Consider the following 21471-nt stretch of genomic DNA (forward strand, 5'->3'; position numbering starts at 1 on the left):
CACCGTGGTGTTGCGCGGCACCGAGGAGGAGCCGGCCAGGGGCCACTGGTTGGTCGCGGTCAGCGGTGAGTCGTCGGTGGTCGTGAACAGCACGTCCACGAAGTAGTTGGGGTTCTGGTAGGAGCTAGCCGGGAACTGTCCCGCATTCGCGTAGACGCCGGCCGGCGCGGCTCCGTAGCCACCCTCGACCTCGAACGGGTACGCCTCGAACCCCTTGGCCGCGAACGCCCACGGCGCCACGGCGTAGTGCCCGGCCGGAGCCGTGTAGGAGACGGTGTACCTCGCCCCCGCGGCCACGGCGACCGGCTGGCTGAACGTCGCCGACTGCCAGCCACCGCTCGACTCGTTGGTGAAGGTGACCTGGGCCAGCCGCTCGCCGCTGCTGCTCCACAGGGAGCCGACATGGGTGCCGGTGTTGCCGGCGCCCTTGAAGAAGCGGACGCCCGCGACGTACCCGTCGGCCTGAGGGGTGAAGCGAAGGCCGAGCTCGGCGGCGCCGCCGTCGTTGGCCGACGGCGTCGCGGGGCCGGTCACGGCGTTCCAGGTCGTCGGCACCTCCCGCTGGCCGAGGATGCTGCAGGGGCAGGTCACGTTGAAGCTGCGGGTGGCGGCGGTTCCGATGTTGGCGCTGTCGTCGACGGCGCGGACCCGAACCGGGGTGCTACCCACCCCGGGCTGGACGTACGTCACCGACCAGGCGGTCGTCCCGGTCGCCGGGTGCCACGAGGTGCCGTCGTCGAGCGAGTACTCGACGCCGGCGACCACGCCGCCGCCCGTGTCGACCGCGGTGCCGGTGAGCGTCACCTTGGTGCCGTTGGGCTGCGTCGAGCCGGCCGTGGGCGAGGTGATGGCGACCGTCGGTCCGGTCGTGTCGGTCGACTTGGTGGCGGCGACCAGGCCGGACATCAGCGTGGTCGGCTGGGCGTCCATGTCGGCCAGCAGGTTCACCTGCGCCTGCTGCATCCGCCGGTCGGCAGTCTCGTCGTGGTAGGGGTTGTCGTGCTCGGAGTCGAGGCCCCAGGTCCACTGGACCGACCCGGCGCCGAAGACCAGCGCGCCGCTGGCGGCCCGGTAGAGCGTGAGCGCGTGGGTCGTGGTGCCGTCGCCCGTGGTCCGCCCGAAGTCGGTCATGTACTGGTTGTCGATGAACCCGGTCGTCTCCGACAGCCGGATCAGGCCGGGTGGCCGGAAGCCGTTGTCCTGGTCCTCGTCGGACTCGTAGCCCACCGTGTGCGGGGCCAGCTCGGTCTGGTCGGCGGTCATCGAGGCCAGCCCGGTGTTGCGCCACAGCCGCAGCCCGCCCTGGGACTTCTTCACGGTCACCGGCAGGTCGGTCAGGTTGGACATGAAGATGGTGCCGGTCAGCGAGTTCTCCGGCAGGCCGCCACCCTGCGACTTCGGCGTGTAGCGCGGGTCGCGCCAGGTGCCGGTCGACTCCGCGGCTGGGTCGAGCTTCTGCTGAGCCCAGGACTCCTTGTAGGTGACCAGCGTCCGGTAGGGCGTGTTGGTGCCGTCCTTCGACGCCTCGTAGCGGGTCCGCCAGTAGACCTCGTTGCCGCTGAGGAACTGCAGGTTCACGCCGGCGTCGCGGGCGGCCTCGACGTTGGCACGCTGCCGCCCGCTCCAGTACTCGTCGTGCCCGACGCTCAGGAACGTCTCGTGGTTGGTGAGCAGCGAGCCGTAGCGGTCGGTGTCGATGCCGGAGATGTAGCTGACGTCGTAGCCGTTGCGTTCCAGGAACCGCACCAGCGGGTACTCGTTGGCGAAGAAGAAGTCGTGGGAGGTGCCGCCGGAACGGGTCACGAACGGGCGGTTGTAGCTGAGCTTGTAGGCCCGGCCGTTGCCGCCGCCCACGTAGAAGCTCGAGCCGCCGTAGGAGTTGTACGCCTGCCAGGTGGTGTCGGAGGTCTGGAAGACGACGTCGGAGTCGCTGTCGTCGTCGCGGACGATGAAGGTGATGTGGCTCGACTCGTTGGTGTCGGACCGGTCCAGCTTGGCGACGTAGACGCCCGAGACCGCGGTCGCCGGGACGTTCCAGGACGCCGAGACCGCCCAGTTGCCGCAGTCGGTGATCTCGGTGGCGGTCTCGCGGTAGCAGTTGGGCTGGTTCTGCGGCAGGCTCGCCGACGGGGTCACCGAGGTGATCCTGCGGGCGCCGTCACCGCCGTAGTAGCCCATCCGATAGATCGTGATCGTGTACGCCGACGCGTCGGTGTCGATCTTGAAGTCGATCCGATTGCCGGCGTCGACGCTGATGTCGGTCGCGAACCCCTGGATCGAGTCGTCGCCGGCGCCGGTGATGCCCCATTCGCTCGAGGGATCCCCGGGTTTGCTGTTCTCACAGGCGATCTCGTTGCCCTCCGGACCGCACGGGTCCGCATTCGCGCTCGACGCGGTGACGAGCGAGAGGACAGGGGTGACAAGAACAACTCCGAGCAACGCGGCCAGTCCCGTTCGCAGCTTCACAGTCGTGCTCCTTCTCGGATCAGGCTCGCGAGCTCTCGTCGCGCAACCAGGTGGTGTAGTCGCCGGTCCGGACAGCTCTGCGGGAGAGCATCCGGGCGACGAGGGTGACTGTCATGAAGACCGGAACCCGAAGTCCGATCGAGGGCTGACGGAGCCCGAGCACGAGCAGGTCCGACAGCGAGGTGGATTCCTGCCGGGCACCGTGGTCATCGGCTTGAGCGTTGCCGGTCACGACCCGGATCCTGCGTTTGACCAGGTCTTTCACCGTACGTGGCGGCCGCACGACCACGGTCGCGTCGGTGACGACACGGCGCTCGTCGGCCGCGAAGAGCTCCGAGGCGACCAGGTCGTCGTTCATCAGGCTCCCTTCGGCGGCGTCGAGCCGGGCCTGGCCCTCTGCGGTGAGGCAGAAGGCGCCGCGACCGAACAGCCCGCTGCGTACGCTGGGGAGGGCCTGCCAGACCCGGTAGTAGGCGCGGACCGGCCACGACGAGCCCTCCAGCGGCACCACCCGCTCGGGCGCGACCGCCAGCACGCCGTCCTCGTCGAGCGCGTCGATCAGCCGGAGCAGGTCGGTGCCGGTGAGGCGTACGTCGGCGTCCAGGTGCAACTTCGGGAACGAGGATGCCGCGGCGTTGCCCACTTCGACCGCGCGCGCCTTGGACGCCTCGGCGATCTCCAGGACGCGTACGCCGGGGACCGACCGCGCGACCGCGGCGGTGTCGTCGGTGCAGCCGTTGCACACGACCACGACGTCGACGGCACCTTCGGGGATGCCGTCGAGCAGGGCCGTCAGGTTCTCCGACAGCCCCCGGGCCTCGTTGTGCGCCGGCACCACGACGCTGGCGATCATGACGGACGCACCCCGGGGACGTGGAAGTTGATCATGTTGCTGTTGTCGTAGTCCTTGGCGATGACCCGGCCGGGGTTGCCGCCGACGAGGCTGCGCGGCGGGACGTCCTTGGACAGCACCGTGCCGGCGGAGATGGTGCAGCCGTCGCCGACCGTGATCGCGCCCGAGATCACCGCGCCCGGTCCGATCCAGACGTCGTCGCCGATCGTGGGCAGTCCCTGGTCGCCGTCGGCGATGCGCTGGCCGATGGTGACGTTCTGGTGGAGCACGCAGTTGCTGCCGACCACGGCCGGGCCGACGATGATCCCCGAGCGGTGCATGAGCAGCAGGCCCGGCCCGATGTCAGCGCGCCGGAAGATGTCGGCGTGGTGGACGCGGATGTTGCGGCGGTTCCAGAACCAGTAGACCCCCAGCGCCAGCACGCCGAGCAGCCGGTTGCGGCTGCGCAGCCGGCCCGCCCAGCGGCCGAAGCGGTAGCAGGCGACGCAGTGCAGCTCGTAGTCGAAGAGCCAGAACCGCAGCCTGGACAGCCAGGACGTACGCGGACCGTCAAGGACGATCGCGTACATCTTGGCCAGGTCGACCTCGAAGTCGCCTGCGACCCGGGCTCCGTCAACTAGCAAGGCTCTCTCGATCCTGGAGGACCCCGCCCGTCTTGCGGCCGACGTACGCCACCAGGTTGGCGACGCCGTCGAGGTTCTCGGGCACGGTCTCGGCCTCGTCGACGGAGATCTCGAACTCCGCCTCCAGGAACTCGATGAGCTCCAGGATCCCGGTCGAGTCGATCACGCCCGACTCGACCAGCGACTCCGACGGCCCGGGCAGACGGGTCTCGTCACCCAGCAACAGGTTGTCGAGGATGAAGCCTTCGATCGTGCGCTGTACGTCCGCCATCACATCTCCTTGCTTGTCAACGGTCTGTGAACGGTTCCTTCGAATGCCTCCCGTTCTGTCAGCCGGAGGGGGTCCGGAGCAGAAATCGGACCCGGAGATGCCGACATTGGGTGATAAACGCCCCCATCCGAACGCCCCGGTACACCTGCACGGGCAACTCTTCGAGCACTGTCCGGGAGCGATCGAGGAGCGCCATGTGCGGGATCTGTGGGGTGCTGAACAGCACCGAGTCACCTGACCCTGCCCTGGTGCGGCGGATGCTGGGCACCCTCGCCCACCGGGGACCCGACGGCAGCGGCTACTACCGCGACGAGCGGGTCGCGCTCGGCCACACCCGGCTGGCGATCATCGACACAGTCGGCGGCACGCAGCCGATGTCGAGCCGCTCGTGCCGATCGGCCGGCGAGGACGATCAGGTCTGGGTCACCTTCAACGGCGAGATCTTCAACCACGTCGAGCTGGCCGCCCAGCTCCGCTCCCGCGGCCATGTCTTCGAGACCCGTTCGGACACCGAGGTCATCGTGCACGCCTGGGAGGAGTGGGGGCCCGGCTGCTTCGAGCGGTTCAACGGCCAGTGGGCGCTGGCGATCTGGGACCGGCGATCGGGCTCTCTCGTCCTCTCCCGCGACCGCTTCGGCGTCCGCCCGCTCTTCTACACGCGCGCGGCCGGCCAGCTCCTCTTCGCCTCCGAGGTGAAGGCCCTGTACGCCTCCCCCGACGTCCCGCGCGAGCTCGACCCGGCGGGGCTCGACCAGGTGCTGACGCTGTGGTCGGCGGTCGCGCCGCGCACCGTCTTCCGGGACATCTCTCAGGTCCCGCCCGGCTCCTGTCTCACCTTCCGTGGCGGCGTCGAGGTCGAGCACCGCTACTGGGCGCCCTCGTTCCCGCCGGCAGGGGCCGAGGAGCTCACCGACCTGGAGGCCAACGCCGAGGCGCTGCGTACGACGCTGGCGGCAGCCACCCGGCTGCGGTTCGAGCGCAGCGACGTGCCGGTGGCCGCGTACCTCTCCGGCGGGATCGACTCAGCGGTCACGGCCGGCACGATCGCGGCCGGCAGGCTCGCAGGCAGCGCCGCAGCGCCGTTGCACACGTTCTCGCTGCGCTTCGCCGAGGCCGAGTTCGACGAGGGCGGCTTCCAGGCCCTGATGGCCGAGCGCCTCGGCACCGTCCACCACGACGTCGTGGTCGGCGAGCTCGACATCGCCGACGTCTTCCCCCAGGTCGTACGTCACGCCGAGTCGCCGCTGCTGCGGACCGCCCCGGCGCCGATGTTCCTGCTCTCCCGGCTGGTCCGGGAGGCCGGCTTCAAGGTGGTCGTCACCGGCGAGGGCGCCGACGAGGTGCTCGGCGGCTACGACATCTTCCGCGAGGCCAAGATCCGCGACCTGTGGCTGCGGGACCCGGTGGCCGCCGAGGCGGCGGTCGAGCAGCTCTACCCGTGGATGCAGCGCTCCCCCAACCAGGCACCGGCGTTCGCGCGGAGCTTCTTCTCGCGCAACCTCTCCCAGGACGACCTGGCGATGTCGCACCGGCCGCGGTGGGATTCCACCGCCGTGCTGACCTCGATGCTGCGCCCGGAGCTACGGCTCCTGGGCGGCGGTGCGGCCGACGGCGTGGTCGCCGGCATGCCGGCCTCGGCCGCCTCCTGGGACCCGGTCGCGCGGGCGCAGTGGCTGGAGATGACCACGCTGCTGCCCGGCTACATCCTGGCCTCCCAGGGTGACCGGATGCTGATGGGCAACTCGGTCGAGGGCCGGTTCCCGTTCCTCGACCCGCACGTCGCCGAGCTCGCCGGCCGGGTCCCCGCCGAGCACAAGATCCACGGCCTGGACGAGAAGCACCTGCTCAAGCGGGCCTTCGCCGACCTGGTGCCGGAGCAGATCCTGCGCCGCCCCAAGCAGCCCTACCGGGCGCCGGACGCGGCGGCGTTCTTCGCCGGCGGCACTCCCGACTGGGTCTTCGACGTCACCTCGGTCTCCGCCCTGCGGGCCACCGGGGTCTTCCGGCCGGAGCTCGTCCAGCGGCTGCTGGAGAAGGCCCGGCGCACCCAGGGCCGCGGCCTCGGCAACACCGACAACATGCGCCTGGTGGCCGTCCTGTCCACCCAGCTGCTGCACACCGAGCTGCTCACCGGCTCGACCGACCGGACGGCTGCGCCGCCGGAACCGCTCACCGTCTTCGACCACACTCTCGAGATCACCGGAAGGACCCCAGCATGACGAGGACCATCATGACCACGCCCCCCTCTGCGGCAGCGTCGTACGGCTTGGAGACGCTCCGCTTCGACGAGGAGGCGGAGGCGACCCGGATCGGCGATGCGATCCGCCGCTACCTGGTGGCCAACAAGCGCAAGGGCGTCGTGGTCGGGGTCTCCGGCGGGATCGACTCCAGCGTGGTCGCCGCGCTCGCGGTCAAGGCGCTCGGCCGGGACCGGGTCTTCGCGCTGCACATGCCCGAGCAGGAGTCGTCGGACGACACCATCGGGTTCAGCACGAAGCTGACCGACTCCCTCGGGATCGACTCGGTGCTCGAGGACATCTCCCCCGTCCTGGTCGGTCTCGGCGCCTACCAGCGGCGTGACGACGCGATCCGGCGGGTCATGCCGGCGTACGGCCCGGGGTGGAAGTCGAAGATCGTGCTGCCCAGCGTGGTCGACTCCGACGCGTTCCGGCTCTTCTCCGTCGTCGTCGAGGACCCGACCGGCACCCAGAGCACCCACCGCCTGACGACCGAGGCGTACCTGGAGATCGTCGCGGCGACGAACTTCAAGCAGCGGGCCCGCAAGGCGCTGGAGTACTTCCACGCCGACCGGCTCAACTATGCCGTCGCCGGCACCCCGAACCGCCTCGAGTACGACCAGGGCTTCTTCGTGAAGCTCGGCGACGGCGCCGCCGACCTGAAGCCGATCGCGCACCTCTACAAGTCGCAGGTCTACGCCATGGCCGCCCACCTCGGGGTGCCCGAGGAGATCCAGGCGCGTCCCTCGACCACCGACACCTACTCGCTGGAGCAGTCGCAGGAGGAGTTCTACTTCTCGCTGCCCTACCAGCGGATGGATCTGTGCCTCTACGGACTCGACAACGGGGTCCCGACCGCCGAGGTCGCCGAGGCCACCGGGCTCACCGTGGGGCAGGTCGAGCGCGTCTACCGCGACATCGAGCAGAAGCGGCGTACGACCGCCTACCTGCACGCAGCTCCCGTGCTCGTCGACGAGGCACCATTGAATATCAAAGACTCTTGATATAACGTCGCAGGCATGAGCACTCCACCCTTCATTCCTGCCGACCACCTCGGCGCCGTGAACCGCGCGCTGACCACCACGACCCGCGGCGGCGAGGAGCTGCGCGTGCTCGTCGTCGAGCGCAGCTACGACGCCGATCCCGACGAGGTCTGGGACGCGCTGACCACCAAGGAGCGCATCCCGCGCTGGCTGATGCCGGTCACCGGCGACTTCGAGGTCGGCGGCCGCTACCAGCTCGAGGGCAACGCCGGCGGCGAGATCCTCGCCTGCGACCGCCCGAAGCTCCTCTCGATCACCTGGGACTACGGCGAGATGAAGTCGTGGGTCGACGCGACCCTGACCGCCGCCGGAGGCCATACGCTGCTCCGGCTCGAACACTCCGCCCCCGTCCCGCCCGAGCAGTGGAAGGAGTTCGGCCCCAGCGCCGTCGGCATCGGCTGGGAGCAGATGCTCCTCGGCCTCGCCCTCCACCTCTCCGCTCCCGAGGCCGAGAAGATGGACCCGATGTCCCCCGAGGCGCTGCCCGCGATGATCGAGCACACCCAGGGCTCCGCCGCGGCCTGGGTCGAGGCCGACATCGCCTTCGGCACCGACCCCGACCAGGCCCGCGCCGCCGGCGAGCGCTGCGTGGCCGCCTACACGGCGATGCCGGAGTAGCCCGCTTGCACGCCTTCGACGTTCTCGGCGACCCCGTGCGCCGCCGCATCCTCGAGCTCCTCGCCGCCGGGGACCTCACCTCCGGCGAGGTCGTCGAGACCATCTCCGCCGAGTTCGGCATCCGCCAGCCCGCGGTCTCCATGCAGCTCAAGGTCCTGCGCGAGCACGGCTTCGCCAACGTACGCCCCGACGGCACCCGCCGCATCTACTCCCTCGACACCGGCCCCATGGCCGAGGTCGACGCCTGGCTCAACCAGTTCCGCCGCTTCTGGACCCAGCACCTCGACGCGCTCGACACGGAGATCAAGCGTGGGCGGCGGGAGCAGAGAACTACGGAGGGTTGAAGCCCCCTGGACCTGAGACCACCGAGTCGGCGCATCTGTCCCGAAATGGAGCGCCGAAACGGCGCCAGAGCCCCAGTACGGACTCCGACCCGGAGCGCGAGACGGTCACGCCGACCCGCGCGCCAGACGGGGCAGTTGCGCCGACTCGGCGGGGTGGCTCGTCCTGCCGATTCAGGGCCGGCGGGCGAATCGGATGGTGCCGTCCGGTAGTCGCTCATGGGTATAGGCCGGGTTGTGCGCCAGGCGGTGATGATGCGGGCAGAGCAGGGCGCCGTCTTTGAGGTTGGTCTTTCCTCCGGTGGCCCAGGGTTCGAGGTGGTGGGCGTCGCACCATTCCGGTGGCATGTCACAGCCTTCGGCTTGGCAGCACTTGGCCCGTAGCCGGAGTGCTTTGCGCTGGATCGGTTGGAAGAGCCTGCTGGCTCGGCCGGCGTCGAGGACTTCGCTGTCGCCGCCCAGCACCCAGGGGATGATGGTGGCGTTGCAGGCCATCAGCCGGGCCTCGGCGGCTGAGATGGTGGTGCCGTTGGTCTCGTCGTAGCCGAGGGTGGCGACGCCGAGGTCTTTGCGGAGCTCTTCGAGGGAGATGACCACGTTGATGGTGGTCGCATCCCCGCCGTGGCGGGGCAGGCTGGCGGGGTCGATGGTCTCCAGGAGTCGGGCGAAGCCTTGGCCCATCAGCCGTTCCCAGGGCGGCAGCGGGGTGCCTTTGTCGAGGAGCTGTTGTTTGCGGGGTTGGGCGTAGGCCTCGACCAGTCGCTTGAACCGCATCCCGATCGAGACCGGGAGTACCCGTCGAACCTGAGGGTGCCGTCGTGGTTGTCCCACACACGGAGTGCGGTCTTCTGCTGGGCGCGTTCTTCCTCGGCCAACAGGGCTTTGGCTTCGGCGTCCTCGAACCTGGCGGGGTCGATCTCGGCCAGGATGCGGTTGCCGACGATGCGGAGTTCGTTGGCGGTCAGTCGGGTGGCGTGGCCGACCAGGAGCTTCTCGGCCAGCACCACGTCTTCGGCGCTGGCGACCGGGTCTGCCTCGATCTTGTCGAGCGCCTTGGCGATCACCCTGGCCTTGTCCACGGACACGACGCCCTCGGCGAGGCCGGCGGCGACGAGGTCGTACTTCGCGACCCCGGCGGCCAGTTTGATCTGCGACCTGGCGGCGCTGGTGTCGACCAGCAGCTCAGCACGCATCCACGCGGAGGCGTCCTTGGCACCGGCCTCCTCGGCGATACCGCCGGCAACAGCAAGGACCCTCAACTTCAGGGCGGCCTGTTGGGCCTGGAGCTTCTCGAGTCGCTCGAGGAGGTCCTTCTTCTGCCCGGTCCGCCAATATGCGGGGTCGGTCGCGAGAAGGTCTTGGAAAGACGATTCGATGGCCGTCAGGGCAGCGTCGACCAGGTCGCTGGGGTTGGTTCCCCAGTGGTCGATCTCGCGCCCGAGACTCATCGCTTTCCCGCCTTGAAGGCGTGTGCTGTGATGGTCCCTATTGTACTCCAGAACCACCCTCGCGGGAACCTATTTCCCCAGGTTAAACCCCATTTTCGCGGTCAGCGAACGACGCTCATCTGCTGCGCCACACTCGGGCCGCAAAGAACGGTCACGCACGGGTGGTCTCGACAAGCTCGACCACCGGCAACGCGATCACTCGATCCGCCCCCGCCGCCGCTCGGTAGTGATGAGCTCGACATTGATCCCACCAGCCCGCACAAAAGCGATGAGCTCGTCGTCGAACATCTCCCCCGGCTGAGGAGGACTGAGCGTACGCGCCCCAGCAACCCCGAGCTCGACGAGAGTCGTCTCGAGATCAGGCGCCATGAAAGCCAGGTGATGGAGACCGTACGAGTGCGGCCCAGGCGTCACCGGAGTGATGAGCTTGATCGAGAGAGAGTCGGCCTTCTCCAGGAAGATCCCGCGGACCCCGTGGCGGGTGTTGACGACAGGGTCGGTGACGCGGCGGTAGCCGAAGAGCCGCTCGAAGGCGTCGGCGGTGCGGAGCAGGTCGCGGACCTGGATACCGATGTGGTCGAGCCGAAGGTCGGGCATTCTCACCTCGCATCAGGAGCGCCGTCGGCGACGGCGGTGGCCATCGCGAAGGCCTCGGCGGGAGCCGCAGCGGCCACGCACTGGGCGATCTCGGCATCGGTGAACCACCGCTCCGCGAACCCCGACCCACGTATCGCCAGGAGTCGCACGAAACGCCTGATGTCGGCGACATCGATCCCGACCCCCTGCAGGCTCATCGCAGGCTCATCGCTCTTCGCCAGCACCTCAGGCGACCGGGCTGTGGGCCGCCACCATCTTGAGCAGTTCGGCGGCGACAACCTCCGAGCCGGCCTCGTTGAGGTGACCGCGGTCGAACGTCAGGTTCTCGTTGAGGACGTAGTAGGTGGCGCCGTCCTGGCTACGCTCGCCGGTGCCTTCGGCCTCCGCGGCGGCGATGTCGACGAGCCGGCCCGTGGCGGCGTACTTCTCCCGGATCATCGCGTTGTAGCGCTCCCGGGCGATGTTGTCGGCCGGCCCCATCTGGTCGTCGCGCCCCAGGGCCGCCTTGACCTTCGACTTCCAGTTGCGGTCGGAGGTGAGGGGCGCGGTCGTGTAGAGGAAACGTACCTCGGGATGGGCCGCCTCCACCTCCTCCATCGTCGCGACGTAGCCGTCGAAGACGGCCTGCACGTCGGTGGCGGCGGTGATGTCGACGTAGCAGAGCTTCATCAGCGCCACGTCGACGTCCTTCCCGGCAGGGCTGTCCATCACCTCCGTGAACGCGGCGAACTTGCTCTCCGGATCCTCGTTCACCCCGATGTAGGCATGCCGGAGCGTCGCGCCCTCACCATCGGGGGTAACCGCGCCACCGGTGACGTCGGCGATGACCGGCACGGCGACGGACGTGTCGGCGTACACCTTCGAGACCCCGTCGAGGATGTTCATCCCCACCGAGTTGTGCCCGAAGAGCACCTTCGTCTGCCCGACGACCCGCAGGTCCGACTCGGAGGGCTCGGCGACCACGACCTGATCGTTCATCCCTGGACTCCTCAGCAACCATGCGCCGGCCAGCGCGAGCGCGACGACCAGCGCTCCGGCCCACACTCCGGCCAACAGCTTCACCGACCTGGACACGTTCCTCACCGACATCCTCAACCCACCTTGGCCCCTTCGAAACCGGCATCGTCCGCGTCACCGAGGTCGGCGTCCCGCTCCTCGGCCGGATCCTGAGCCAGCCGCAGGCACATCGCACGTACGTCGCGCTTGACGACCTTCCCGTTCGCGTTCACCGGCAACGCGTCGACGAACCGGACCACCTCGGGCACCATGTGCTTCGAGAGCCGCTCGCGGCAGTGCGCGATCACGTCGGCACTCCGCAGCCCCGACCCGCGCCGCCGCACCACCACCAGCTCGACCCGCTCGCCGGCGGCGTCGTCCGGGAGCCCGACCGCGGCCGCCGCCACCACGTCCGGCAGATAGAGCGCCGCGGACTCGACGTCCTGGCTCGCGATCCGGTGTCCCCACGACTTGATGAAGTCCTCGACCCGGTCGACCACGTAGATGTAGCCGTCCTCGTCGACCTTCGCCAGATCCCCGGTACGCAGCATCCCGCCGGGCATCTTGCGGGCCGTCGCCTCGGGGTCGTCGAGGTAGCCGGGGGAGACGTTCGCACCGCCGGCCCAGATCTCACCGACCTCACCGGGAGCGACGGGCACCCCGTCGCGGTCGAGCACCCGCAGGTCGACACCCGGGATTCCCCTGCCGATCGACCCCGGCCTCCGGGCGAGCTCCTCGGGCGGGAGGTAGGAGAGCCGGGCGGTGGCCTCGGTCGCGCCGTACATCACGAAGACCTGTGCCTGCGGCTGGGCGTGCGCCATCTGCTCGACCAGGGCGGGGGCCAACCGGCCGCCGGCCTGCTGGATCGTCCGCAGCGTCGGCACCGGAACCGAGCCGAAGGTGCTGTTGCGCAGCAGCGGCCCGAACGTCGACGGTACGCCGGCGAAACCTGTGCACCGCGCGGACACCATCCGGTCCACCACCGCCTGGGGGAAGACGAACGTCGGCTGGATGACCATCGCGGCACCGGCCCGCAGATGGGTGTGCAGCAGCGAGAGCCCGAAGACGTACGTGAAGGGCAGCACGACCAGCATCCGGTCCGTCGAGGTGATGTCGAGGTATCCGAGGATCGAGGTCGTGTTGGTCTGGATGTTGCGATGGGTGAGCCGCACCGCGCGCGGGTCGCCGGTCGTGCCGGAGGTGAACATGTAGAGGGCGTCCTGGTCGGGGTCGACGTCGACCGCCTCGGGCAGCTCGACCGGTGCCGACCGCGGCTTGGGGACCAGCCGCTCCTTCCGCTCCACCACCACCGGGAGGCTCCTGGGCAGGCTCAGCCGCAGCGCCTCCGCCTGGGCGCGCCCGACCAGCATCGCGTCCGCACCGACCCATCGCACCCGTGCCACGACCTCCTCGGTCGGCAGCGTGACGGCCAGCGGCACCACGACCAGGCCCATCCGGAGCGCCGCGAGATAGGCCGAGACCCAGAACAGCCCGTTGGGCGCCATGATCCCGACCGGTGTGCCCGGAGTCAGACCGAGCACGGAGAGCCGTCCGATGAGCACGGACACGCTGGCTCGCAGTTCTTCGAAGGTGTACTCGCGACCCGCCTCGGCGAGCGCGATCGAGTCCTCGGGCGCTAGCTCGAGTAGAAAGTCGGCGGTGTTCAACGTGGCCCGTCCCCCGGGATGCTACGGCCGGGACCGTTCCCGGCCACCGCAACGTCGCACGCCTCGTCTCGACGGACCGCCGCCGATCCGGCAGGCTGCCTGAAATTGAGTACGCGACCAGCCCAACGCTCTCGACCCGGCTCCGCTGCGCGTCGACTGGTCCCGTGAACCTCAAGCGCCTCGCCCTCCTCGTGCTGCTCGGCGTGCTCGTCGGCGTCACGATCTTCTGGGTGCCCGGACGCTTCGCCGACTCCTCCTCCGGCAACGACGGCGGGGGCCTGGCGGGTGCCTCGTCGTCCCGGTCGGGCTCACCAGGAGCCGACGCCAGCTCCGAGCCGGGGTCCGGTTCCGCGGCCGGTTCGGGGTCGGGCGAGGGCCGGAAGTCGGAGTCCGATCCCGAACCCGCGACCGAGGCGCTGCCCGAAGCGGCCTCGACCCCGTCCGAGTCCGGCCTTCCCGGTCTCACCGAGAAGCCACGGACCAAGGCGGCGGCGCTGATCTCGGACCCGCTGCCGAAGCAGGCGGTCCGCCAGGGCGCCCTGGTGGCCGGCTACCCGACGGCGCTGACGCCCCCGGCACGCACCACCGTCGACGTCTCCAGCGTCTCGCCCACCAAGGGCGCGCTCCAGGTGGCGCTGACCGCGAGCTGTCGGCGGCCCTGCGACGTACTCCGCCACTTCCGGACACGCCTCGCACAGCACGGGTTCGAGGAGGTCACCACCACCTCCGTCGAGAACACCCCGGCCATGGCGCTGCAGCGCGGCGAGGAGTCGGTGAGCGTCACGGTCACCCGCACCGGCCGCCGCACGGTCGACTTCAGCCTCTACTCCGTCCTCCGCACGAAGACCTGAGCGCCGGTGTACCTCTCTCTCAGCGACCGACCCGCCACCAGCACCGGTGCCGAGCCGCGGCGTTCCGGCGGGCGGGTCTCCCGCACGGTCGTCACCCTCGGCGTCGTCAGCCTGCTGACCGATATCTCCTCGGAGTCCGTCTCGGCCATCCTGCCGCTCTACCTGACCGCGGTGGTGGGGCTCTCCCCGGTGGCGTACGGGTTCATCGACGGGCTCTACCAGGGCGTCTCCTCGCTGGTGCGGATCGCGGCCGGCTGGGCCGCCGACCGCACCGACCGGCCGCAGCCGGTCGCGCTCGCGGGCTATGCGACGAGCGCGGTCGCGCGGCTCGGGCTGATCTTCGCCGGCGGCTTCGGGACGATCTCGGCGGCGATCTCGCTGGACCGTGTCGGCAAGGGCGTACGCACCGCTCCGCGCGACGCGATGATCGCGGCCTCCAGCGACCCGGCGCACCTCGGCCGCAGCTTCGGGGTCCACCGGGCGCTGGACACGATCGGGGCGACGCTCGGGCCGCTGCTGGCGTTCGTGATCCTGTGGCGGATCGCCGACGGCTACGACACGGTCCTGGTCGTCTCGCTCGGCTTCGCGGTGCTCGGGGTCGCCACGATGGCCTTCTTCGTCCCGTTCCGCACCGGCGCAGTCCGCCGGGACGCTCCCCGTCGCCGGCCTCGCGTCAAGGTGCGCTGGCGCACCGCACTCACTCCCGGTCTCGTGCGGGTGACGGGTGTGTCCGGTGCGCTCGCCCTGCTCACCGTCGGCGACGGCTTCGTCTACCTGGCCCTGCTGGAGACCGGCGGCTTCGCGGCGCAGTGGTTCCCGGTCCTCTACGTCGGCACCAACGTCGCCTACCTCGCCCTCGCCGTCCCGATGGGCCGGCTCGCGGACCGCGTCGGACGGGTCAGGGTCCTCGTGCTCGGGCACCTGCCGCTCGCGGCCGCCTACCTGTGCGCCGCGACCGGCTACGGCGCGCTCTGGACCACATGCGCCGCGGTGCTCCTCCTCGGTGTCTTCTACGCCGCGACCGACGGCACCCTGGCCGCGGTGGCCGGGCAGCTGGTCCCCGAGACCGTACGCGCCAGCGGCATCGCCACGGCTCAGACCGCGGTGGCGCTCGCCCGGCTCGTGGCGGCGACCGGCTTCGGCCTCCTCTGGTACGCCGTCGGCCCCCGGGTCGCGATGCTCGCCGTCTGCGCGGTGCTGGTCGCCGCGATCCCGGCCGGGCTCGCGGTGCTGCGCAGGGCGGTGCGATGACGACGTTCTGGGCCAAGCAGCGCACGGCCGTCTTCGGCGCGGTCGTCGTGCTCGTCACGGCCGGCATGACGGCGTACGCCCTCTCGGCGATCGCCGAGAACGACCGGCGTACGTCGAAGGCGACCGACGCGACGACCACTTCCATGACGCAGATCGAGCAGGGGCCTCGGATCCTCTTCCGGCACACCGGGCGCGACGCCGACTACGGCCACGTCGGTGCGGTGGCGCTGGCCGCCCCCGGCGGGGCCCGGGCGCTGACCGACCTGAGCTGTGACCGGGTCTACGCCCAGGCCGGCTCGGTGTCGTGCCTCGCGACCGAGCGCGGCGTGGTCAGCCGCTACCGGGCGACCGACCTGGCCGCCTCCGCCCCGGGCAAGGCCTGGCGGGAGGTCGACGGGACCGACCTGCCCGGGCTGCCCAGCCGCACCCGGATCTCGCCGGACGGGAAGCTGGTCTCCTCGACGGTGTTCGTCAACGGCGACTCCTACATGGTCAGCGGCTTCTCGACACGCACCGTGATCCGCCGGATCGGTGGGGCGAGCTACGGGGACCTGGAGAAGTTCAGGCTGGTCATCGACGGGCGCCGGGTCACCCCGGTCGACCGCAACATCTGGGGCATCACCTTCGCCGACGACGACCGCACCTTCTACGCCACCGTCGCCACCGGCGGGCGGACCTACCTCGCCCGCGGCGACCTCTCCACGCGTTCCCTGACCACGATCGCCGACCATGTCGAGTGCCCCTCGCTCTCCCCCGACGGCACCCGGATCGCGTTCAAGGAGGCGGTCGACGACGGGACCCGGTGGACGCCCGCCGTCCTCGACCTCGCCACCGGGAAACGCACCGTGCTGGCCGGCGAGACGCACAGCGTCGACGACCAGATCGAGTGGCTCGACGACGACACCGTCCTCTACGGCCTGGGCCGTGAGGACGAGCCGGTCAGCGACGTCTGGGCCCTCGACACCTCCGCCGGCGCGACCCCTCGGGTGCTGATCCCGGAGGCGTCCTCGCCCGCGGTCCTACGCTGAATCGGGTACGCCACGTCCGGCCGCTCCGCCGGCCGCCCGAGTCCCGGGTTTGCTGAGGGCATGACCATCGAGGACGCCCACGCCGAGCCCCGGATCGAGCCCCGGATCGAACCCAGCGCTGACGTCGACGATCGTGCCGTGATCGGCGCCGGGACGCTCGTCTGGCACCTGGCCCAGGTGCGCGAGCACGCCCGGGTGGGCAGCGAGTGCATCATCGGTCGGGGAGCGTACGTCGGTCCCGGGGTCGTGGTGGGCGACCGCTGCAAGATCCAGAACCATGCGCTGGTCTACGAGCCGGCGGTGCTCGAGGACGGCGCCTTCGTCGGCCCGGCGGTGGTGTTCACCAACGACTACCTGCCCCGCGCGGTCAACCCGGACGGCACCCTGAAGGACGGCGACGACTGGGACGCGGTCGGCGTGACCGTACGCACCGGCGCCAGCGTCGGCGCCCGCGCCGTCTGCGTCGCTCCGGTCACGATCGGCGCCTGGGCGATGGTCGCGGCGGGTGCCGTGGTCACCCGCGACGTACCCGACCACGCGCTGGTCGTCGGGGTCCCAGCGCGGCGGGTGGGCTGGGTCGGGCATGCCGGCGCGCCGCTGGTCCCCCAGGGAGACGCCTGGCGCTGCCCGCAGACCGGCTCGCTCTACGCGCTGCGCGGCGCGAGCGAGGACGACGGCCTGGTCGCCCTCTGAGCGTCTGGGGTCAGGCGGCCCGCCACTCGGCCTTGTGGGCGAGGCTGACCGCGGCGATCTGCGAGGAGACCCCGAGCTTGGCGAGGATCGACTTCACCTGCGTACGCACGGTCGCCTCGGAGACGACACGGAGCTTGGCGATCTCGCCGACGGTGAGACCGTCCATCAGGTGCTCGAGCACCTGCGACTCCCGTGGGGAGAGCTGGGCGAGCCGACGGCGGGTCTCGATGATGTCCTGCTCCTGTCCCACCCAGGCCCGGATCAAGCGCTCGCGCTCATCGACGTCGAGCACGCTGAGGCCGTAGTTGAGCCTGCGTACGGTGCCCAGGATCTCGCCCAGCGGCACCGACTTGGACAGCACCGTGCGGGCTCCGACGTGCAGGGCGTGGCCCCAGCGGGTCTCGTCGGTCGAGCCGGTCACCACCACGACGTCGGCGCCCGCCCTGGCGAGCGGCCCGATGAGGCGTACGCCCGAACCGTGCTGCCCCAGGTCGAGATCGAGCAGCACGATGCGCGGCTGGGAGCGCATGATCAGCGAGGTGAGCTTGGCCTCCGACGGCGGCTCGTCGGGCAGGTCGACACGGTGGGCGTCGTAGCCCTCGAAGGTGAGCGCCAGCTCGAGCGACTCTGCGAACAGGGTGTGGTCCTCGACGATGACCACCTTCACCCGCTTACGCGGCGACACCACTGCGGCCTCCACGGTGCTGGGTGTCGTGAGCATCGACGCAGCCGAGCATCGGGATGCCGAGGACGAAGGTCGTGTGCTCCCCGGTCTCGGCCAGCTCGAGGTAACCGCCCTGACGTTCCATCAGGTCACGGGCGGCGTGGAGGCCGATCCCCTGCCCGGGCGATCCTGCGCGGCTCACACCGCGGGCGAAGATCCGGCGGCGCAGCTCCGGCGCGACGCCGGGCCCGTCGTCGGTCACCGCGATCTCGACCGAGGTGCTCCCTGGCCCGGCGGCACGCACCTCGATACGGACCGATCCGCCGCCGTGGTCGGCGGCGTTGTCGAGAAGCACGTTGAGGGCCTCGGTCACCTGGTCGGAGTCGCCCAGCGCCAGCATCCGACTGGGGCGCCACGCGATGTCGGTGCCCTTGGCCTCGTGGGCGAGAACCATGGTGGCGACCACCGCGTCGAGGTCGATCACCTCCGCGCGGACGTCGTCGGCGGCCTCCGAGCTCGTCGGTCGTACGGCCTCCTGCTGTCGGCGCACCATCCGCTCGAGCCGCTCCAGCTCGCTCTGCACCATCGCCGCCATCGCGGCGCGCCGCTCCGCGTCGATCTCACCCGCCGAGTTGAGCAGCGTCGTCGCTGCCCGGACCCCGGCCAGCACCGAGGCAGCCTCGTGCAATCGGGCGCGGTCGTCGGGTCCGACAGTTGACTTAGACACAGTTCTCCCCAGGTGATTCATCGAGCTGCGCCCTCCCATGACACAGCCAGGCAGCTGGAAACACGTGGAGATCCCGGCTCCAGCGCGAACAGCGCCCTACAGCAAAGTGACTTTACTCAGCCACACCAGACGACGTATTGCCTCCCTATTTTTGGTTACCAGCCGTTACCGACCGGTGCCTGAAATTGAGGAATGGCGAGCATCTGAGCCCCGGCGGCCGGGCGTCCCGGGTCACATACTCGGGTGGCCCTCCTCGATCACCCGCCCGTGCCGCCGCAGTCGGATCCTGCGGACGAGTCCCGCACGCGCGGATGGCGCCGCGCGCGCAAGCCTCTGATCGGGCTGCTGGTGTGCGTCCTCCTGCTCTGCGCGGCGGGCCTGACCGGCGCCCTGTGGCTCCGGGCAAAGGTGGAGGGGAACATCCAGCGGCTGCCCGACACCTTCACCGGGCTCACCGACCGCCCGGCCAAGCCCACCTCCGGATCGGCCGCGGACGCGGTGAACATCCTCGTCCTCGGCACCGACACGCGCTCCGACGCACCCACCACCGGCGCCGAGGCGCCCGGCTGGGAGCCGGGTCAGGCGCGCTCTGACACGATGCTGCTCGTCCACCTCGACGGCGACCGCCGCTCCGCCTCGGTGATCTCGATCCCCCGCGACTCCTGGGTCGACATCCCCGGCCACGGCAAGGGCAAGGTCAACTGGGCCTACTCCTTCGGCGGCCCCAACCTCACCGTCGAGACCGTCGAGACGATGACGGACGTACGCATCGACCACCTCGCCGTCATCGACTGGGACGGGTTCAAGGCCCTGACCGACGCCGTCGGCGGCGTCGACATCGACATCCCGAAGACCGTCTACGACTCGGCCCGCGGCGTCCGCTGGGAAGCCGGCCGCCACCACCTCGACGGCGAGCAGGCGCTCCTCTACGTACGCCAGCGCTACGGCCTCCGGGACGGCGACCTCGACCGCGTGGCCCGCCAGCAGGCGTTCCTCCGCACGCTTCTCAAGCAGACCCTCAACCAGGAGCTCCGTAAGAACCCCGACCAGGTTCTCGACCTCCTCGACCTGTTCTCGAAGCACGCCTCCGTGGACGACGACTGGTCGACCACCCAGATGGCGAAGCTCGCCGCCTCGCTCCGCAACCTCCGCACCGACGACATCAGCTACCTCACCGTCCCCACCGACGGCACCGGCATGGTCGGCGACCAGTCGGTCGTACGCCTCGACCCCTCCCGCGATCGCGACCTGTGGCGCGCCGTCCGTGAGGATCGGATGGGCGAGTGGGTCGATGAGAACCGTGATCTGACGACGCCGGACGTGGTGCGCTGACCCTGGCAGACCCCTGGCAAGAAGTCGGGCGCGCTCATGTCGTACGTCACCCGCTCGGTGAACCAGCGCCCTTCCAGATGCCGTGGGATCAGGTCAGAACCGGATCTTGGCAGGGGTCTCACTCGGCGCGGCCTTGGTGACGAACGCCTTCCGCTTCGCCGCGAACCCGTGGCGGTCGTCGAAGATGTCGCGGGCCATCTCGGCCAGTTCGATGCTCTGGTAGTAGGACATCGGCATCGCACAGGCCCGGCGCGACTCGCGCGCCGCCAGGGCCGGGACGTACGCCTCGGGATCGGCGTAGCCCTGCGCCAGGTCGCGCAGCCAACCGTCGAACTCCGCCGCGTCGCGCGGGCCGAGCTCGCTGACCATCTCGATCCGGGCCGCCTCGGCCGCCGAGATCGGCAGCTTCGCACCGAGGAGCTCGTCGGCCTTCTCGGGGCCGACCCGGCTCGGCAGGCCCCAGGTGTGCAGCTCGGAGCCGAAGATGCCCATGTCGTAGTAGGGGTTCAGCACGACCCCGGCGCGCGCAACCGTGATGTCGGCGCAGAGACCGGCCATCACACCGCCGGCGCCGGCGTTCGCGGTGAACGCGGCGATGGTCAGCTGCTCGGCCTCGGCGATCGCCACGCAGAGCTCGTCGATGGCCCGGATGTTGTCCCACGCCTCGGCCGCCGGGTCCTGGGCCGCCTCGATCACGCCGAGGTGGATGCCGTTGGAGAAGGCATGCTCGGTGCCGCGTACGACCAGGACCCTGGTGTCCTCGATGAGCGCCTTGCGGACCGCGTCGGTCATCCGTCGGCACTGCTGGGTGTACATCGCGCCGCTGTAGGAGCGCAGGGTGAGGTAGCCGACGTCGCCGTCGCGCTCGTAGGTCGTCTCGGCCAGCGCCTCGGGCATCGCCCGGTAGGACGCGTGGCGGGTGTCGAGCACCCAGGCCGCCGGGAGCTTGGGGCCGCGCTTCTTCTCGAGCGTCGCGGCGTAGCCGACCCACAGGGTGCCCTCCCCGGTGGCGATCGCGACCGCGTCGGTGTCCACGCCGACGACGGTGCCGGGCTCGGCGTCCTGCTGGTCGGGGGTCGTCGCCGGGTCGAAGAGGCAGTACGTCTTGCCGTCGACGATCGCCGGTGCACCCGGCGCGCCGTCGGCCGCCGCGATCCGGCGCGCGATCTCGGTCGCCGGCGCGGACCAGTCGATCTCGAAGGCGCTGCGGCGCAGCAGCGGCAGCTCGCCGGTGCCCTCGACCTCGGCGGGCCACTCCTCGGCCGGCTTCGGGGCCTCCCCCGCCGCGACCATCCGGACGACCTCCGCGACACACGCCATCGCCGCGTCGGCCACCGGCCCGTTGTAGAGCGCGCTCTTGGCGATCGGGACCTCGGGCATCGGGAACGTCTCGGTCGCCCAGACCGGGCCGGCGTCCATCTCCTCGACGGCGGACAGCGCGGTGACGCCCCAGCGAGAACGCCCGTCGAGCGTGGCGTGGTCGAGCGAGGACGGTCCCCGGTCTCCGACCGGGCCCGGGTGGATCACGACCGTCGGGTAGCGGTCCCAGATCGCCTCCGGTACCCGGTGCTTGAGGAACGGGCACAGGATCAGCTCGGGACCGATCTCCTCGACGGCCGCAACCAGGGACGAGTCGTCATGCACGGGCGCCAGCACGACACCGACGTCGTGGCCACCCTCCTTCAGATCGCACCAGACCCGCTGGGTCAGGCCGTTGAACGCGGAGACGAGCAGCAGAATGCGCATGTGGGGGAGTGTCCTTACT

At 70.4% G+C, this 21471-nt stretch carries 22 protein-coding genes; 9 read left to right on the plus strand and 13 right to left on the minus strand.

The annotated features are described in order from the left end of the window. From ACFVJS_RS07525 to ACFVJS_RS07540, 4 genes are all read right to left on the minus strand, one after another. Nucleotides 1-2466: N,N-dimethylformamidase beta subunit family domain-containing protein (locus ACFVJS_RS07525; RefSeq protein WP_378878302.1), on the minus strand; the 2466-nt coding region annotated here is incomplete at its 3' end. Between the two features lie 19 nt (nt 2467-2485). Continuing rightward, nucleotides 2486-3319: a glycosyltransferase gene (locus ACFVJS_RS07530; RefSeq protein WP_378878303.1), complete on the minus strand. Its 834-nt coding sequence runs from the start codon at nt 3317-3319 to the stop codon at nt 2486-2488. Then, nucleotides 3316-3942: a serine O-acetyltransferase gene (locus ACFVJS_RS07535; protein WP_378878304.1), complete on the minus strand. Its 627-nt coding sequence runs from the start codon at nt 3940-3942 to the stop codon at nt 3316-3318. Before ACFVJS_RS07535 ends, ACFVJS_RS07530 begins: the two co-directional genes overlap by 4 nt. Next, nucleotides 3932-4213, minus strand: a complete 282-nt coding sequence (locus ACFVJS_RS07540; protein WP_378878305.1) for an acyl carrier protein — start codon at nt 4211-4213, stop codon at nt 3932-3934. The genes ACFVJS_RS07535 and ACFVJS_RS07540 overlap by 11 nt, the downstream gene beginning before the upstream one ends. 194 nt (nt 4214-4407) lie before the next feature. On the opposite strand from ACFVJS_RS07540, the gene asnB reads away from it, so the two are divergent. The 4 genes from asnB to ACFVJS_RS07560 are packed head-to-tail and all read left to right on the plus strand — an operon-like array spanning nt 4408 to nt 8455. Beyond that, complete coding sequence (asnB, locus tag ACFVJS_RS07545; protein ID WP_378878306.1) at nt 4408-6432, plus strand: asparagine synthase (glutamine-hydrolyzing); 2025 nt, start codon at nt 4408-4410, stop codon at nt 6430-6432. Beyond that, a complete protein-coding gene (gene nadE / locus ACFVJS_RS07550; RefSeq protein ID WP_378878307.1) occupies nt 6429-7454 on the plus strand; it encodes an NAD(+) synthase in 1026 nt (341 codons plus the stop codon). Before asnB ends, nadE begins: the two co-directional genes overlap by 4 nt. A 15-nt stretch (nt 7455-7469) precedes the next feature. Next, on the plus strand, nt 7470-8111 hold the full coding sequence (locus ACFVJS_RS07555) for an SRPBCC family protein (protein WP_378878308.1): 642 nt from the start codon (nt 7470-7472) through the stop codon (nt 8109-8111). A gap of 5 nt (nt 8112-8116) precedes the next feature. After that, entirely contained in the window at nt 8117-8455 is a 339-nt protein-coding gene (locus tag ACFVJS_RS07560) for an ArsR/SmtB family transcription factor (protein WP_378878309.1), read from the plus strand. A 171-nt stretch (nt 8456-8626) separates the two neighbouring features. On the opposite strand, the gene ACFVJS_RS07565 is transcribed toward ACFVJS_RS07560, so the two are convergent. The 6 genes from ACFVJS_RS07565 to ACFVJS_RS07590 all read right to left on the minus strand — a co-directional run bounded on the left by ACFVJS_RS07565 (nt 8627) and on the right by ACFVJS_RS07590 (nt 13160). After that, nucleotides 8627-9133, minus strand: a complete 507-nt coding sequence (locus ACFVJS_RS07565) for a DUF222 domain-containing protein (protein ID WP_378878310.1) — start codon at nt 9131-9133, stop codon at nt 8627-8629. Continuing rightward, nucleotides 9133-9900: a DUF222 domain-containing protein gene (locus tag ACFVJS_RS07570; RefSeq protein WP_378878311.1), complete on the minus strand. Its 768-nt coding sequence runs from the start codon at nt 9898-9900 to the stop codon at nt 9133-9135. The genes ACFVJS_RS07565 and ACFVJS_RS07570 overlap by 1 nt, the downstream gene beginning before the upstream one ends. A gap of 195 nt (nt 9901-10095) precedes the next feature. Further along, the gene (locus ACFVJS_RS07575) at nt 10096-10497 is read right to left on the minus strand and encodes a VOC family protein (protein ID WP_378878312.1); all 402 of its coding nucleotides are present in this window, start codon (nt 10495-10497) and stop codon (nt 10096-10098) included. Between the two features lie 2 nt (nt 10498-10499). Beyond that, nucleotides 10500-10694 carry a 4'-phosphopantetheinyl transferase superfamily protein gene (locus ACFVJS_RS07580; protein WP_378878313.1) on the minus strand — a complete coding sequence of 65 codons (195 nt, stop codon included), beginning with the start codon at nt 10692-10694 and terminating at the stop codon, nt 10500-10502. 28 nt (nt 10695-10722) lie between these two features. Continuing rightward, on the minus strand, nt 10723-11580 hold the full coding sequence (locus ACFVJS_RS07585) for an SGNH/GDSL hydrolase family protein (protein WP_378878314.1): 858 nt from the start codon (nt 11578-11580) through the stop codon (nt 10723-10725). An 8-nt stretch (nt 11581-11588) separates the two neighbouring features. Further along, complete coding sequence (locus ACFVJS_RS07590; RefSeq protein WP_378878315.1) at nt 11589-13160, minus strand: class I adenylate-forming enzyme family protein; 1572 nt, start codon at nt 13158-13160, stop codon at nt 11589-11591. A gap of 164 nt (nt 13161-13324) precedes the next feature. Between ACFVJS_RS07590 and ACFVJS_RS07595 the strand changes: the two genes are divergently transcribed. From ACFVJS_RS07595 to ACFVJS_RS07610, 4 genes are read left to right on the plus strand one after another with little or no spacing between them, the layout of a single operon-like run. After that, entirely contained in the window at nt 13325-14011 is a 687-nt protein-coding gene (locus ACFVJS_RS07595; protein ID WP_378878316.1) for a hypothetical protein, read from the plus strand. Nucleotides 14012-14017: 6 nt separating this feature from the next. Beyond that, nucleotides 14018-15262, plus strand: coding sequence for an MFS transporter (locus ACFVJS_RS07600; RefSeq protein WP_378878317.1), 1245 nt, complete (start codon nt 14018-14020; stop codon nt 15260-15262). Beyond that, nucleotides 15259-16290, plus strand: coding sequence for a TolB family protein (locus tag ACFVJS_RS07605; RefSeq protein WP_378878318.1), 1032 nt, complete (start codon nt 15259-15261; stop codon nt 16288-16290). The genes ACFVJS_RS07600 and ACFVJS_RS07605 overlap by 4 nt, the downstream gene beginning before the upstream one ends. Before the next feature lie 60 nt (nt 16291-16350). Beyond that, nucleotides 16351-16983, plus strand: coding sequence for a DapH/DapD/GlmU-related protein (locus ACFVJS_RS07610; protein WP_378878319.1), 633 nt, complete (start codon nt 16351-16353; stop codon nt 16981-16983). Nucleotides 16984-16993: 10 nt separating this feature from the next. On the opposite strand, the gene ACFVJS_RS07615 is transcribed toward ACFVJS_RS07610, so the two are convergent. Further along, nucleotides 16994-17704 carry a LuxR C-terminal-related transcriptional regulator gene (locus tag ACFVJS_RS07615; protein ID WP_378878320.1) on the minus strand — a complete coding sequence of 237 codons (711 nt, stop codon included), beginning with the start codon at nt 17702-17704 and terminating at the stop codon, nt 16994-16996. Beyond that, complete coding sequence (locus ACFVJS_RS07620) at nt 17655-18374, minus strand: sensor histidine kinase (RefSeq protein ID WP_378878321.1); 720 nt, start codon at nt 18372-18374, stop codon at nt 17655-17657. The genes ACFVJS_RS07615 and ACFVJS_RS07620 overlap by 50 nt, the downstream gene beginning before the upstream one ends. Nucleotides 18375-18617: 243 nt before the next feature. Here ACFVJS_RS07620 and ACFVJS_RS07625 point away from each other — a divergent pair, with 243 nt between their 5' ends. Further along, nucleotides 18618-19706: an LCP family protein gene (locus ACFVJS_RS07625; RefSeq protein ID WP_378878322.1), complete on the plus strand. Its 1089-nt coding sequence runs from the start codon at nt 18618-18620 to the stop codon at nt 19704-19706. Between the two features lie 93 nt (nt 19707-19799). Here ACFVJS_RS07625 and ACFVJS_RS07630 read toward each other — a convergent pair whose 3' ends face one another. Further along, on the minus strand, nt 19800-21452 hold the full coding sequence (locus tag ACFVJS_RS07630) for an enoyl-CoA hydratase-related protein (protein WP_378878323.1): 1653 nt from the start codon (nt 21450-21452) through the stop codon (nt 19800-19802). Nucleotides 21453-21471: the final 19 nt, after the last annotated feature.

The sequence above is a fragment of the Nocardioides sp. NPDC057772 genome, assembly GCF_042798075.1.
Classification (GTDB): domain Bacteria; phylum Actinomycetota; class Actinomycetes; order Propionibacteriales; family Nocardioidaceae; genus Nocardioides.